The sequence below is a fragment of the Rufibacter psychrotolerans genome, from assembly GCF_016924645.1.
GTDB lineage: Bacteria > Bacteroidota > Bacteroidia > Cytophagales > Hymenobacteraceae > Nibribacter > Nibribacter psychrotolerans.
The window spans coordinates 1-15,320 of sequence record NZ_JAFFJV010000001.1 but is presented as its reverse complement, the minus strand read 5'-3'; the positions used below and the strand labels follow the sequence as shown (position 1 = coordinate 15,320).

General features: G+C 46.8%; 12 protein-coding genes. All 12 read right to left on the bottom strand.

What is annotated here, in order from left to right:
• Position 1: 1 nt before the first annotated feature.
• Complete coding sequence (locus JT718_RS00060) at positions 2-565, bottom strand: acyltransferase (protein WP_205499628.1); 564 nt, start codon at positions 563-565, stop codon at positions 2-4.
• Between the two features lie 11 nt (positions 566-576).
• Positions 577-1,512 (bottom strand): NAD-dependent epimerase/dehydratase family protein, encoded by a 936-nt coding sequence (locus JT718_RS00055; RefSeq protein ID WP_205499627.1) that lies wholly within the window; start codon positions 1,510-1,512, stop codon positions 577-579.
• A gap of 251 nt (positions 1,513-1,763) precedes the next feature.
• A complete protein-coding gene (locus JT718_RS00050; RefSeq protein ID WP_205499626.1) occupies positions 1,764-2,870 on the bottom strand; it encodes a DegT/DnrJ/EryC1/StrS family aminotransferase in 1,107 nt (368 codons plus the stop codon).
• Positions 2,871-2,901: 31 nt separating this feature from the next.
• Positions 2,902-3,936, bottom strand: a complete 1,035-nt coding sequence (locus JT718_RS00045; protein ID WP_205499625.1) for a glycosyltransferase family 61 protein — start codon at positions 3,934-3,936, stop codon at positions 2,902-2,904.
• Between the two features lie 229 nt (positions 3,937-4,165).
• Positions 4,166-5,371, bottom strand: coding sequence for a glycosyltransferase family protein (locus JT718_RS00040; protein ID WP_205499624.1), 1,206 nt, complete (start codon positions 5,369-5,371; stop codon positions 4,166-4,168).
• A gap of 27 nt (positions 5,372-5,398) precedes the next feature.
• Positions 5,399-6,796 (bottom strand): lipopolysaccharide biosynthesis protein, encoded by a 1,398-nt coding sequence (locus JT718_RS00035; protein ID WP_205499623.1) that lies wholly within the window; start codon positions 6,794-6,796, stop codon positions 5,399-5,401.
• A 96-nt stretch (positions 6,797-6,892) separates the two neighbouring features.
• Positions 6,893-7,870 (bottom strand): UDP-glucuronic acid decarboxylase family protein, encoded by a 978-nt coding sequence (locus JT718_RS00030; RefSeq protein ID WP_205499622.1) that lies wholly within the window; start codon positions 7,868-7,870, stop codon positions 6,893-6,895.
• Positions 7,871-7,913: 43 nt separating this feature from the next.
• Positions 7,914-9,266 carry a UDP-glucose dehydrogenase family protein gene (locus JT718_RS00025; protein WP_205499621.1) on the bottom strand — a complete coding sequence of 451 codons (1,353 nt, stop codon included), beginning with the start codon at positions 9,264-9,266 and terminating at the stop codon, positions 7,914-7,916.
• An 80-nt stretch (positions 9,267-9,346) separates the two neighbouring features.
• Positions 9,347-10,426 carry a mannose-1-phosphate guanylyltransferase gene (locus JT718_RS00020; RefSeq protein WP_205499620.1) on the bottom strand — a complete coding sequence of 360 codons (1,080 nt, stop codon included), beginning with the start codon at positions 10,424-10,426 and terminating at the stop codon, positions 9,347-9,349.
• A gap of 96 nt (positions 10,427-10,522) precedes the next feature.
• On the bottom strand, positions 10,523-12,430 hold the full coding sequence (gene asnB, locus JT718_RS00015; protein WP_205500038.1) for an asparagine synthase (glutamine-hydrolyzing): 1,908 nt from the start codon (positions 12,428-12,430) through the stop codon (positions 10,523-10,525).
• A gap of 666 nt (positions 12,431-13,096) precedes the next feature.
• Complete coding sequence (locus tag JT718_RS00010; RefSeq protein ID WP_205499619.1) at positions 13,097-14,074, bottom strand: UDP-glucuronic acid decarboxylase family protein; 978 nt, start codon at positions 14,072-14,074, stop codon at positions 13,097-13,099.
• A gap of 43 nt (positions 14,075-14,117) precedes the next feature.
• Positions 14,118-15,320, bottom strand: a 1,203-nt coding sequence (locus tag JT718_RS00005) for a UDP-glucose dehydrogenase family protein (RefSeq protein WP_205499618.1), incomplete at its 5' end; no start/stop codon positions are given.

Genomic DNA, 15,320 nt, shown 5'->3' with positions numbered 1-15,320 from the left:
GCTATAAATATCCTAAAGCCCGGGCGTACTGAAGCATCTTTTCTTTAGGTCGTATCTTGACCGGCTGGGCCGGAACGCCCATATAAATCGTCCAGGGTTCCGTATCCTTGGTTACCAGCGAGCAGGCGCCGATCACGCTGCCCTCCCCAATAGTTACCCCCGGCATGATCACCGCATTGGTACCCACGCCGGCAAACTTATTTAACGTGACAGTGGTGAAGACCACCTCATCACGGTATTCATCCGGCACGGTGACGCTGGTAAAGCCTTCGCCCATGAATTTATCGCTGCCGCAGATGATGCGGCTGCCCGCGGCGATGGTAACGAAATCACCGACAACAAGTTTGCTGTTAGCCCCGCCAATCACCGTGATATAGGGGGAAAGATGGGTATAGTCGCCGATTTCGGCAGCCGTGGTGATATAGACGCCCGAGTCGATCGCCACATGGCTGCCCACTCTAACTAAGTGCGGCCGTCGGATTTCAACCTTATTGCTGATAAAAACATCCTCGCCGACTGAGTTCAACAGAGATTTGTCAAACTGATTAGGATCTAACTCTCCCATTAACTTTGGTCTTAGTATGGATAAACGGACTCGTAGTATTTGATCGTATTGGCGATGCCGGTCTCGAACGGGGTAAACCGGAAACCGGGAAACACATGGCGGAAGTTCTCATCATCCATCACCTTTTTCGGGGCACCGTCGGGCTTGGAGGTATCCCACTTGATATTTCCGCTGAAATTGAAGCTACTACTAATAATCTCCACCAGTTCTTTTACGCTCAACCCAGAATTCTGCGCCACATTGAGCGGCGAATGACTGCCATCCAAGACCGAAGGGTTCTGAAGTATTTCCAAAACAATGCGGCCAAAGTCTTTCGCATACAGCCACTCCCGAATAGCCACCCCCGTACCCCAGATCACCACTTCATCCTGGGCTTGTTTTTCGGCTTTCACAAACTTTGAAATTAAAGCATTCAGCGCATGTGCTTTATTAGGATCTGTTGAGTCGTGGGGACCGTACATATTGGGAACCAGCAAATGCAGGCTTTTCAAGCCATGCTGCATTTGAAAGCACTCGCCCACGGCCCACAGCATCCGCCGGCTGGCGCCATAAGATAGCACCGACCGATGCAGGTGACCATTCCACCATTCTTCCTCTCGGAAGATGTTAGCCGAAGCAGGATACGCACAATTGGCAATTGGGTTAATTACTACCGCCCGGGGACATACCTCGGCTACGGCTTCATACATGCCCAGGATCATGCGGCAGTTATCGGCAATGACATCGGCAGCCTTTTCGGTTACATAGTTCAGACTACCCACATGGGCGGCACAATTGATAATAAAATCGGGTTGTACTTGATCCAAAAAAGTGGTTGCATGGCTTTTATCCCGCAAATCTACTCCAGACGAAAAGGACGCTACCGCGAAATCAATATTATTCTCGGTCAGAACTTCAGCAATATTTCTCCCTACAAACCCATTTCCGCCCAATAATGCAATTTTCATGTTTTGATTGATTAGTAAACCTATTTTAAACTTACTTACTGGTGTAAGGACCTGCAAACATTTCTTTTAAAGCCCCAGAAAAAAATTCGAAAGGATGAAAACTAAAAAAGAGGCACTTTAAATATTCCCCAATGGATTTAAAGCAACTCATCTATTCTAAACCCTACCCGATCAGAACCGGATTAAGGCCCGGAAAAACACTTTTAGCATTGGCTGGAGTTGTCGCATAATAAAGCGCCAGGCACCAAATATCACCAGCCCTGCTTGATACAATTCACGATATATTCTACATCTTCTTCATTCATGCCGTCATGAATGGGAATGTGAATTTGCGTTTCATTAAACCTAAGCTGATTTACCAGATCTTGCCGGGTACCTCCGAAGAGCGAATTGTGATCAATGCCATCATGCACGACCGAGGCAGCAATCCCTTTAGATTTTAAGGTTAAAATAAACTCCTCCCTTTTTTCCACATGAAAGCCGAACAGCCAATGGGCACTTTCCCGGTCATTAGATTCTTTGAAAAGGTTAAGGCCACTAACCTGGCTTAATTCCTGCCGGTATATCTGAACAAGCTTTCTTCTATAAGCGAGTCTGTCTTTGAACCCTTCTAGATTAGCAAGCCCCAAAGCTGCACCGTAGTCATTCAGATGATACTTATACCCCACATCTGTGATATCATAGATTCTTTCCCCCAAAATGGATAAGGGAGAATTGGCTCTATTGATACCAAACCACCTACGCTTTAAGGCTTCCATTGCCACTTTATCATCTTTACAACAAATGGCCCCCCCGTCACCAGTAGTAATGTGTTTGATGGCCTGAAAAGAAAAACAGGTAAAATCCGAGATGGAACCAACAGGTCGACTCTTATACGTGGCTCCAGGAGCATGGGCAGCGTCTTCAATTACAACCAGGTTGTATCTTTTAGCAATAGCATGTATTTCGTCCATATCACACGGATTACCACCCCAATGTACTGCAATGATGGCCTTTGTCTTGGAAGTAACCTTTTCCTCTATAGATTTTGGATCTATATTCCCATCCTCGTATTTGATATCAGCAAATACGGGAATTGCTTTCTCCTGACAAATAACCAATGCAGTTGCAACGAAAGTCTGTGCAGGACAAATAACCTCGTCACCAGGTTTAACCCCAGCTAATACAACAGCTAAGTGAAGCGCACTGGTACCACTATTTAGGGCTAAGGGATTAACAAATCCAAGATCAGAATTTAGTTTACTTTCAAACTCTTTTACCAACTTACCTTCACTTAAAAAGGTAGAAGACAAAACACTATCAACCCGGCTCTGCGCACTAGGATGAATAAAAGTGTTAAATATTGGAATATCCCTCATTGAAAAACGAAAAAGTTATGATTGAATTTATTTATACTAAAGCTCCCATTTGGTGGAGTACCTTTTCCAATTCATTTAAGTCAACTGTAAGATCAAAGTAATTGCCTTTTCTCCGATCTATATAGTCACAGTTCAGATAATAATAATTTACATCAATTGAATCTGCCATTATCCAAAAAGAATTATTCCCAGAGTGCTCTATTGATTTCCGAAACTCAAGCACATTTGTACCAGGCTGCATGTAAAAAAGATTAGTAAGGTTAGCCCCATGCGCAGAAACTAAATTCTCTGCATTGTAAGCTATTTCAACTTGTTCATGAAGTGAAAAATCTTCAAAACACAAAACTTTAAAACCAAGTGATGCAAGCATATTAGAAACTTGATCTTCATTCAGCACCCAACGGTAAGCGGCTTTTCTTCTACTTATGTAAACATTTTTATATTTATGTTTACCTGTAAACTTTGGTTTAAAATATGCCACTAAATGATTTCTTAATTCAGCAGTAAGAGATGAATACTGCTGTCCGCATATAACAGGTTGTGGTGGTGTATATAAACGAGGAACAGAAAAGTACTGTTTTACAGGTATGGTTTTAACCTCTTTGATTTTAAATGAATTGAGTGTCTCCCTAAAAAAAGGTGCTTTATATTGGCCTGGAAGCAAGAGCACACCTCTCGGAAGAAAATCTTTTACTAAGAAGATCCTGGGTAAAGCATCTCCCATCCAATGGTAGTAATTAGCAGCCCAATAATCTGTACATAAAAAATAGTTATCATCAGGCAACTTGACACGAGTTCGTTTTATCATATTGGAAAGGCAATATTTCCAATTATACATTCCTGTATGGTGGGGATGTATAAGCAAATTCTTATCTATCTGCAACCCATTCCATACAATACTCTCAGGAGTAACATTTACATTTTCGTACTCTAGTAATGGAACTTGATCAACAATAAGCTGGCGATCAGCAGAAAACAACCAAATATCTTCAGGCACCAAATTAACAGGAAGCCTTCTACAAATAGACTCTCCTGTTTTTAAAATCTGATTTATTCTTTTTATCATCGATTTAATACAAATCAAGCACAAACTGGTCTAATGTAATCTACTAATAACTTCTTTATAACTGTATACAGAAGCTATATCTCCACTTTGTAACTCATATATTTAATTACAATCATGCAGGGTTGTTAAACGATGAACAATGATAATAACAGCAATATCTGTTCTTGCAAGTTCACTTATGCAATTCATCTTTAATCATTTAATAAACACTAGATCTGGTACCGCATCCTCAATTTATAAGTTTATTCTCTGTTAGAAATAAATTGAATGAAGTCAAAAAAGCATCACGAGTAAAAACCTGCTTTGCGAAGTTCATTATTTCATCAGAAGATTCCCTAATTACCCTATCAGGTTTACTAATTACCGTTTTAACATTTTCAACTACACTTTCTACTAACTCTTCTCGAGTATCCCCTTCAATAGTGAAGCCTAAGAAATTAGCTTGATTATTTGCCTCTTTTGTAGTTATTGGGATGAGTCCATAATGCGCTGTTTGCGCTAATGTAGCACAACCATTTTCACCTGCACTTGGATAAACATGCCCTACGCAAGTAGAAATAATCTTTTTAAAAGCAGAACTCTTATAATCTGCATATCCATGGTACTGAATATTTTTATTTGCCTTCAATTTGGTTTCCATCCAACTGTATACAGTAGATTCTTTCTCTATGGATCCAAAAAGATGAAGATTAAATTCAGGCATTTTTTCAAAAGCATCTATTACAATATCCAGGCCTTTATGCACAGCACCCCATCCCCCTATCCATATAAAGTCTCTTACCGAATAATCTCTATAGATTTCGCTGGGCTCATACTCAATTGGCATAGCTAATTGAACAAGTTCAGCATTTTTAGAGAATTCGCTCATTTGTTCAGGAACACCTTTATAGAGAATAAAATCAGCTGCTTCGTCAGAAAAATTTGGCTTCACTTGCCTAACAGGCTTGACTCTTAAGCCATAAGAATCATAGAACCAATTTACTCTACGCAGTTCCCCTTCATTCCAACTATTCCATTTTGTTCCAGTGCAATAGAAAATTTTTTTTTGGTTTTCTAATTTAGGTAGATAAGCTAAAGAATCACCTTCATCTAATATAATACTGTATTTTGCTGTATCAAATTCTGTTGATATTTTATCCTTTTCTATACAATCCACCACAAATCCTCGATCAACAAATTGTTTTAATATTGCTAGAAACTGATAATAGATATTATGCATTTTTATATTTAAGGCATATTCATAACGACCTTGAACATAAAAATCAATTGATTCTATTGGCACCAGCATCAAAACTTTTGGCGCAAATTTTCCATTTATACTTTCACCAATATTTGTGTATGCATAACGAGATAATTCAGAAATTTTTCTCTGCAACCAAGGTAGCGATTTATACCTAATTAAATTAGATGTTTTAGACGATAAGACTTTTCTCATTTTTAACAGTAAATTAATTAAGAATACTTAATTAGAACTAATATATCCTTCTAACAAGTAACGCATTCCCCAAAAAAACACAAAAGAACTTATTATTAAAAGAAAAGATTTTATTACATGCTTTAACACACGCAAACCCATCACCCTAAACATTTGCATATTAATTATAAAATACACAATAAAACTTGATATACCAAAGGCTAATACACATAGCCTTAAATCGTTCATATAAACCCCTATCAATAATGACACACTTCTTAAAATCAAGCCTACTAAATTACAAATAAACTCTAGTTTTTGTTTTTTATAAATTGTAAATATAGCTGAAATTGAAGTAGTCGTCAACTTAAAGATATAGGAATAACCCAAAAATGAAGTAAATAAACCCGCAACTTCCCATGCTTCACCAAAAACATATTTAAAAATTACATCTCCAAAAACTGTAATTATTGAAAAAGGAATTAAACCCAAATACAACATTTTATTATATATTGACAAAGTTAGGCTTTGCAACTTCAACTTATCAACTTCATACAATTCGGTTGCTTTTTGAAAAAAGACTGGAGCTATCGATCGACCTAAAATATTCAATGGTATATCCATTAAGTTTATTGAAAACGAATAAAGCCCAACACTTTCCACCCCAAAAGATGAGGCAAACACAAATATTGGAACTTGAATGGAAAGTATTGTCACATAACTAGTGGGCAGTTGATACAAAGGAAATTCCTTGTATTTCATCATTACATGTTTAATTCTTTTCCAAGACACATATACATGTATTAAACTTATCTTTTTATACAACCCTGCCTTCAAAAAGCCAAAAAAACAAAACAATTTGAAAATTAAATCACCAATTAATAGGCCAGTAAAATTGTTCTGAATTCCTATACCCCAACCAATTGCCCCCATCCTTCCTATTATACTCCCTCCAACTTCTACACTTGATCTTCCCTTGAACTCTTTTTCTTTCAATAACCAATTACTAAATACACTATTAAGATTTGAAAGCAAAAGCAATACAGGAATTACAAATATCCAATTCCTAATAACCTCAATTTTAAAGAATACACTTATTGAAACATTAAACAGAAGTATTGTAATCAATAAAAGTCCACACACGAGAACATTCAGCAAAATTGTCAGCTGAACAAGAGCTATAAAATTTTTTTCTTTTTTTTCTAAAAGAAATGCACCTATATAGGTTAAGCTTGAGAAAACTGTGATGTTACTTAGTATCGAGCTTACAACAGAAAATACTCCATATTCTTCTGGTGGATATATTCTACCCAAAATAGGAGTTAATACAAACCCAATCAGAGTCACTAAAGCAGACCCAGAGAAAGTAACTGCTAAATTTTGAGCAAACGATCCCTTTTGTGATAGCCTACTTTTCCATACTTTAATAATATTATTAGTATACACGTACAAATAACAAAGTGTTTTCCTGTTTATCTACTTACTTACTCTTGTTCTCCTTCACAATTGCACATTGCATTATCAATGCAAAAAACTCTTGCCTCAGAACATGCGGTGTCCCACCTCGGCTATTTCCAGGTTCTCCCGGAAGTACTCTAACGTTCTCTTCAGCCCCTCCTCCCTTGACACCCTGGGTTCCCAGCCCAGGATGGCCTTGGCCTTGGTGATGTCGGGTCTTCTCCTCTGCGGGTCGTTCTCGGGCAGGGGCTGGTAGCCCAGTTTGAGCTCCACCCCAGTGAGCTTGCAGATCTCCTCGGCGAACTCCTTGATAGTGACCTCCGAGGGGTTGCCGATGTTGACCGGCAGGGCGTAGTCGCTCAGCAAGAGCCGGTAGATTCCCTCCACCAGGTCGTCCACGTAGCAGAAGGAGCGCGTCTGGGAGCCGTCCCCGAAGATACTCAGCTCCTCGCCCCTAAGCGCCTGGCCCATGAAGGCGGGCAGCACGCGCCCGTCGTTGAGGCGCATCCGGGGGCCATAGGTGTTGAAGATCCTGACGATGCGCGTCTCCAGGCCGTGGTGGTGGTGGTAGGCCATGGTGATGGCCTCCTGGAAGCGCTTGGCCTCGTCGTAGCAGCCCCGCGGGCCCACCGGGTTCACGTTCCCCCAGTACTCCTCCGTCTGCGGGTGCACCTCCGGGTCGCCGTACACCTCCGAGGTGGAGGCGATCAGGATCCGCGCGCCCTTGGCCTTGGCCAGCCCCAGCAGGTTGTGCGTGCCCAGGGACCCGACCTTGAGGGTCTGGATCGGGATCTTGAGGTAGTCGATGGGCGAGGCCGGCGAGGCGAAGTGCAGGATGTAGTCCAACTCGCCCGGCACGTGCACGTACTTGGACACGTCGTGGTGGTAGAACTCGAACTGCCCCAGCTTGAACAGGTGCTCGATGTTCCTCAGGTCACCCGTGATCAGGTTGTCCATCCCGATCACGTGGTAGCCCTCCCCTATGAAGCGGTCGCACAGGTGCGAGCCCAGGAAACCGGCCGCCCCGGTGATCAACACGCGTTTTCTATCCGTTTTTGCCATTGCAAGCCAAATGTAGCGTCTGTTATGGTGTCTTCTTTCTCTTTTAGTTGGTGGTCTCGACGGCGGGCAGCACCTCCTGCACCCCGATGCCGTAGTAGCAGAAGCCCAGCTCCTGCAGCTCCCTGGCCTCGTAGATGTTGCGGCCGTCGATGATGACCCTGTTCTTGAGCAACTTGCCGATGACCTGGAAGTTGGGCGAGCGGAACTCGGGCCACTCGGTCACCACCAGCAGCGCGTCGGCGTCGATCAAGGCTTCATATTCATCTTTGGCGTACTTCACCCGCTCGTTCTCCCCGATCATGTGCCGGGCCTCCCTGATGGCCACCGGGTCGTAGGCCACCACGGAGGCGCCCTCGGCCAGGAGCTTCTCGATGATCACCAGCGAGGGGGCCTCGCGCATGTCGTCGGTCTTGGGCTTGAACGAGAGGCCCCACAAAGCAAAGGTCCTGCCGGCCAGCTCCCCATTGAAGTGCTTCATCACCTTGTTGAAGAGCACCTCCTTCTGGTTCTCGTTCACAGATTCCACCGCCTTGAGGATCTGCATGGAGTAGCCGTTCTCCTCGGCCGTCTTGATCAGCGCCTTCACGTCCTTGGGGAAGCAGGAGCCGCCGTATCCGATGCCCGGGTAGATGAACTTGTTGCCGATGCGGGAATCGCTTCCGATGCCCCGGCGCACCATGTTCACGTCCGCGCCCATGATCTCGCACAGGTTGGCGATGTCGTTCATGAAACTGATCTTGGTGGCCAGCATGGCGTTGGCCGCGTACTTGGTCATCTCCGCGCTCGGAACGTCCATGAAGATGATCGGGTGCCCGTTCAACAGGAACGGCTTGTAGAGCTTGCGCATCACCTCCTCGGCCCGCTCGCTCTCCACCCCGATCACGATCCGGTCCGGTTTCAGGAAGTCGTCGATCGCGGCGCCCTCCTTCAGGAACTCGGGGTTCGAGGCCACGTCGAACGGGAGGCCGGAGCCCCGCCTCGCCAGCTCCTCGGCCACGGCGTTCTTCACCTTATTGGCGGTGCCCACCGGCACGGTGCTCTTGGTCACCACCACCAGGTAGTCGTCCATGTGCTGGCCGATCTCCCGGGCCACGCCCAAGACGTACTTCAGGTCCGCCGAGCCGTCCTCCCCGGGGGGCGTGCCCACCGCGATGAAGGCCGCGTCGCAGCCCTTGATGGCCGCGGAAAGGTCCGTGGAGAAGCCCAGCCGGCCCTTCTCCACGTTGCGGAGCACCATCTCTTCCAGCCCCGGCTCGTAGATGGGCAGGATGCCCTGCCTCAGGTCCTCGATCTTTTTTACATTGACGTCGATGCACGTCACATCGATGCCCACCTCGGCGAAGCACGTGCCCGTCACCAACCCGACGTAACCCGTGCCTACTACTGCGATTTTCATGGGAGAATGTTTTAATTAATCTGTTAAATAACTTTAAAGCTTATTTTAACATTGATAAAAGAATACCACTTGGTTATCCCTTAAAGAAACTTCCCTCCAAAGGCAACATTAACCTCATGAGAAACTTTCTTAATTTCCTGTTCTTTTTCTTTTGGATAAATTAGTAAGACTGAACCATCATCTACTATAATATAATCTTGGAGGCCATTTATTACAGCCACCTTATTCTCAGGTAAGTTAATAATGCAGTTCTGAGTGTTTTGAAGATTAACTTGTTGACCAGAAATCACATTATTTGCTGCATCCTTCTCCGCAACCTCATGTAAAGAGGCCCATGTGCCCACATCAGACCAGCCAATCTCAGCCGGCACAGTGTAGATGTTTTCAGCTTTCTCCATAATCGCATAATCAATGGAGATATTTGGTGATTTTGGATAATTTTCTTCAATCCAATGAGCTTCTTTTGTAGTATTGAAGAAAGGTTTACCGCTTTCAAAAAGGGCATACACCTCCATACAATGAGTTTCTAGAGCTTTCAAAACTGTTGCTACTTTCCAAATGAAGATGCCTGCATTCCACAGGTAATCGCCACTTGCCAAAAACTGTTTAGCAATCTCTAATGAAGGTTTTTCTCTAAACCGAATTACCTTATGTACTCCGTTTTTATCTACTGTTTGGTAATTGATGTATCCATAACCTGTATCTGGCCGGGTGGGGGTAATACCAAGAGTAACCAGCGCCTCTTGCTGTTGACTGAAAGCAAGTGCCTGTCGCACTTTACCCAAGAAAGCCTCTTCATACAAAATTAAGTGGTCTGAAGGTGCTACTACTATGTTGGCATCTGGATTGAGTTTTGACACTTTAAAAGAGGCATAGGCAATACAGGGAGCCGTATTATTACGTGATGGTTCACAGATAATATTGTTTTCCTTAACCTTTGGTAACTGTTCCTGGATAATATGGCTGTACTGACCATTTGTGACAATAAAGATATTATCAGAAGGGCAAAGTTTAAGAAAGCGTTCGTACGTTAACTGTAGCAAAGACTTACCAATACCTAAAATATCAATAAACTGCTTAGGAAAATGATTCCGACTTTTAGGCCAAAATCTACTTCCTACACCTCCAGCCATGATCAGAACATAATTGTTCTTGTCCATTATTTACTCACCTTATTTTAATATTAAACACTATAATGTTATTACTCGAGCCTTACTCAGCAGTACATTCTTTTCGGCAAATACATTAAATAGATACTAAGCCATCCACTTCTTCCACCAGTGCTGGAACACTACCAAAGCCCAGATGCGGGCGTGAATGTCTCCTGGATTTTTAGAGAAAAGCTGGGCTTTCAGGCGCTGGATTTCTTTTACACTAAAAACGCCTTGCGCCTCAATGAAGGCATCTGACAGAAGATCGTCCATGATCATGGGCCGAAGCTCGTTTTGGAACCATTTCAGCAAAGGAACCTCAAAACCGTGCTTGGGCCGTTTGTAAAGCTCGGCGGGCAACATGCTTCTGAAAGCATCCTGCACAATCTTCTTCTTCATGCCGCCGTCAATCTTGGAAGACTCCGGCAGGGAGAAAGCAAAGTTCACCACCTTGTAATCCAGGAAGGGGGTGCGTACTTCCAGGCTATTGGCCATGGACATCAGATCCACCTTGGTGAGCATGTCATTTGGCAGGACCAACTGCATGTCTGTGTACAGTACCTCGTTTATGTCCCCTTTTTGGGAAAGGTGGCTTAAAATCTTCTGACGGCGTTTTTTGTAGATGTTCTTGGAAAGAATACGCCTCGCTTTGCCGCTGAGCAAAGACTTGGCGTCTTCTTCGGTGGCAAACGAGGCCCAGCGCCAGTAACGGTCTTTGGCCGAAAGGTTCATACCCTCGCCAAAGCGCTGGAACTGACGGATACGGTTCCCTAAAGCGGAGTTACGCGACTTTGGCATCATTTCCCAAACGGGCAACAAGGCTGCTACTGTTTCGGCTACAAAACCTCCTTTGCGAACCTTGTACTCGGCCATGTGCTTGTTGTAGCCGGCAAAAAGTTCATCGGCCCCATCGCCTGACAAGGCTACGGTTACTTTTTGGCGGGTGTAGTGGCTGAGGATATTTACCGCCAAGGCAGAGGAATCGGCGAAGGGCTCGTCTATGTAATCGAGCGCCCGGAACAGATGCTCATATAGATCATTGTTGGTAAGCGAGAAAACGGTATGATTGGTCTTGTAACGGTCGGCTACCAGTTTTGCATACCGAGTTTCGTCAAAGAAAGGCTCGTCTTTGTAGCCAATGGAAAAGGTATTCAAATGATCTGTATGCCGGGAAGCCAAGGCCACAATCACGGAAGAGTCGATACCCCCGCTCAGGAAAGCTCCTAAAGGAACATCGGCGATCATGCGGCGCTGCACGGCACCATCCATCAGGTCAACCAATTTTTTCTGTTGTGCCTCATACGAGAGATCGTTTTTCTTAACTTTTTTCTCGTCGTATGGGATTTTGTACCAGCGGTTATTCTCAACCTTGCCATTCTTGGAAATCATCAGGTAATGGCCAGGCATGAGTTTCTTAACTCCCTTAAAAATAGAGGCCGGGGCCGGAATGTAGTTTAACTGGAGGTATTCATACAAAGAGACATAGTCCAGCTTACGGGGAATCCCGAAAGCCAGCAAGGACTTCATTTCCGAGGCAAATACCAGTTTGTCTTCATCCTGATACATCAGGAGCGGTTTTACCCCGTAGCGGTCCCGGGCTACAAACAAGGATTCTTTCTCCTTGTCATAGATGGCGAAGGCAAAGAAGCCGTTCAGTTTTTTCAGGAAAGAAGGGCCTTCTTCAATGTAGTACTTCAGGAGAACCTCGGTATCAGATTGCGAGAAGAAGGTATAACCTTTATCCAGAAGCTGTTTTTTCAGCTCCTGATAGTTGAAAATTTCGCCATTGAACACGATGGTATAGCGTTCATTTTCGGTGTGCATCGGCTGACATGCCACCTCGCTCACGTCAATGATGGATAAGCGCCGATGCCCTAATCCTACCGCGCCATGGGTGAAATGCCCCCCGGAGTCGGGTCCTCGTAGCTGAAGCGCGTCAGTTGAGTCTGATAAACGTTGAATGGCCGATTGGCCTTCCTGAGTAAAAGCGTAGATTCCTGATATACCGCACATATTGCCGCAAAGGTACGACATATCTGCGAAATGGTTTTTACATAATTCTTACGAATATGATTTAATCAAACCACACCGCTTACCCGCTACTTCACAATCACACATAATCAACTATTCAATAAGCACTTATCATCCAAACACCTGATCCCGCTAATTAGACTATTAGCACATAATATTTATAGAAAATCATAAAACTAAACTGCGCACCTACTCACAATAACCAACTTATTTACTGAAGGAACAAAGCAGCCCTCATCTGGTATTTCGCTGCTTGGCGAGGACTGCATGACAGTTACAGACATCCAAAACAAGGACACAGGGACAGGATACCTTATTCTTTTCTATCCCCTCTGTACTTCTGTTTCAGTGCCGATTTTACGAAAATCAGCCCAAAACAGAACCTGCGCAAAGAGTAACTGCGCCCTAACCTTCAAGTTGATATGAGCGGATATTTAAGGCCAGGCATTTCAAACCGAAGGCGCTGAGGGGAAGAGTTTGCCAATCTTCTAAAACAAAGCCCATGCGTATCTCAGTAAGGTTAGTCAAAAAGAGCGGCCTTGAGCATAGGGCAATAAAAAGGCAAAGGAGGTATTACAATTTGAAAACAAGAAGGCTTGCTACAGATTGCAGCAAGCCTTCTTGTTTAGCATTCTAGGCTAATTACCCTCAGAACACGCGGTGCTCTACCTCGGCGACTTCGATGTGCTCTCTGAAGTACTCCAGGGTCCTCCTGAGCCCTTCCTCCCTTGACACCCTCGGCTCCCAGCCCAGGATGGCCTTGGCCTTGGCGATGTCGGGTCTTCTCCTCTGCGGGTCGTTCTCGGGCAGGGGCTGGTAGCCCAGTTTGAGCTCCACCCCAGTTAATTTGCAGATCTCCTCGGCGAACTCCCGGATGGTCACCTCACTCGGGTTGCCGATGTTCACCGGCAGGGCGTAGTCGCTCAGCAAGAGCCGGTAGATTCCCTCCACCAGGTCGTCCACGTAGCAGAAGGAGCGCGTCTGGGAGCCGTCCCCGAAGATACTCAGCTCCTCGCCCCTAAGCGCCTGGCCCATGAAGGCGGGCAGCACGCGCCCGTCGTTGAGGCGCATCCGGGGGCCATAGGTGTTGAAGATCCTGACGATGCGCGTCTCCAGGCCGTGGTGGTGGTGGTAGGCCATGGTGATGGCCTCCTGGAAGCGCTTGGCCTCGTCGTAGCAGCCCCGCGGGCCCACCGGGTTCACGTTCCCCCAGTACTCCTCCGTCTGCGGGTGCACCTCCGGGTCGCCGTACACCTCCGAGGTGGAGGCGATCAGGATCCGCGCGCCCTTGGCCTTGGCCAGCCCCAGCAGGTTGTGCGTGCCCAGGGACCCGACCTTGAGGGTCTGGATCGGGATCTTGAGGTAGTCGATGGGCGAGGCCGGCGAGGCGAAGTGCAGGATGTAGTCCAACTCGCCCGGCACGTGCACGTACTTGGACACGTCGTGGTGGTAGAACTCGAACTGCCCCAGCTTGAACAGGTGCTCGATGTTCCTCAGGTCACCCGTGATCAGGTTGTCCATCCCGATCACGTGGTAGCCCTCCCCTATGAAGCGGTCGCACAGGTGCGAGCCCAGGAAACCGGCCGCCCCGGTGATCAACACGCGTTTTCTATCCGTTTTTGCCATTGCAAGCCAAATGTAGCGTCTGTTATGGTGTCTTCTTTCTCTTTTAGTTGGTGGTCTCGACGGCGGGCAGCACCTCCTGCACCCCGATGCCGTAGTAGCAGAAGCCCAGCTCCTGCAGCTCCCTGGCCTCGTAGATGTTGCGGCCGTCGATGATGACCCTGTTCTTGAGCAACTTGCCGATGACCTGGAAGTTGGGCGAGCGGAACTCGGGCCACTCGGTCACCACCAGCAGCGCGTCGGCGTCGATCAAGGCTTCATATTCATCTTTGGCGTACTTCACCCGCTCGTTCTCCCCGATCATGTGCCGGGCCTCCCTGATGGCCACCGGGTCGTAGGCCACCACGGAGGCGCCCTCGGCCAGGAGCTTCTCGATGATCACCAGCGAGGGGGCCTCGCGCATGTCGTCGGTCTTGGGCTTGAACGAGAGGCCCCACAAAGCAAAGGTCCTGCCGGCCAGCTCCCCATTGAAGTGCTTCATCACCTTGTTGAAGAGCACCTCCTTCTGGTTCTCGTTCACAGATTCCACCGCCTTGAGGATCTGCATGGAGTAGCCGTTCTCCTCGGCCGTCTTGATCAGCGCCTTCACGTCCTTGGGGAAGCAGGAGCCGCCGTATCCGATGCCCGGGTAGATGAACTTGTTGCCGATGCGGGAATCGCTTCCGATGCCCCGGCGCACCATGTTCACGTCCGCGCCCATGATCTCGCACAGGTTGGCGATGTCGTTCATGAAACTGATCTTGGTGGCCAGCATGGCGTTGGCCGCGTACTTGGTCATCTCCGCGCTCGGAACGTCCATGAAGATGATCGGGTGCCCGTTCAACAGGAACGGCTTGTAGAGCTTGCGCATCACCTCCTCGGCCCGCTCGCTCTCCACCCCGATCACGATCCGGTCCGGTTTCAGGAAGTCGTCGATCGCGGCGCCCTCCTTCAGGAACTCGGGGTTCGAGGCCACGTCGAACGGGAGGCCGGAGCCCCGCCTCGCCAGCTCCTCGGCCACGGCGTTCTTCACCTTATTGGCGGTGCCCACCGGCACGGTGCTCTTGGTCACCACCACCAGGTAGTCGTCCATGTGCTGGCCGATCTCCCGGGCCACGCCCAAGACGTACTTCAGGTCCGCCGAGCCGTCCTCCCCGGGGGGCGTGCCCACCGCGATGAAGGCCGCGTCGCAGCCCTTGATGGCCGCGGAAAGGTCCGTGGAGAAGCCCAGCCGGCCCTTCTCCACGTTGCGGAGCACCATCTCTTCCAG